Source organism: Vibrio cincinnatiensis (genome assembly GCF_022113815.1).
Classification (GTDB): Bacteria; Pseudomonadota; Gammaproteobacteria; order Enterobacterales; family Vibrionaceae; genus Vibrio; species Vibrio cincinnatiensis_A.
Genome location: NZ_SGOM01000088.1, coordinates 1 through 432, shown reverse-complemented (window position 1 = coordinate 432; position 432 = coordinate 1). Strand labels below are relative to the sequence as shown.

Below are 432 nucleotides of genomic sequence, written 5' to 3'. Positions count from 1 at the left end.
AGAGTGATTCGCAACGCTTGGCAGTTTCGCTTCGCTCAAGTATAGCCAAGCGCCGCTCACACCTTAATGCGGCGTTATGTGCTTTCAAGGATAAACAGTATGAATTACGATGAATTTAATGCGTTCTGTGGTTCCTTTCCTGCCACAAGCTATGTTGTTCAATGGGGCAATTCTGATGTTTGGAAAGTCGGTGATAAAGTGTTCGCTATTGGTGGTTGGAGTAAAAATGGGCAAGCAGCATTTATCTTTAAAGTTTCAGATTTAAATTTTGATTTTCTAAGCAATAGTGAGGGTTATCAGCCGGCACCATACTTTGCGAATCGTGGTATGAAGTGGATCCAACAAATTGATACAGCAGGGAAACCGCATGAAGATCGTTGATATATAAGGGCTGCGGAGATGATAAAAATTAGCTTTGAACCTATCACTCAC

1 pseudogene is annotated in these 432 nt (G+C 41.7%); it reads left to right on the top strand.

Going from position 1 to position 432, the window contains the following annotated elements:
* Positions 1 to 99: 99 nt before the first annotated feature.
* Positions 100 to 375: pseudogene (locus tag EXA13_RS16740) on the top strand (MmcQ/YjbR family DNA-binding protein); the annotation flags it as partial.
* Between the last annotated feature and the right edge of the window lie 57 nt (positions 376 to 432).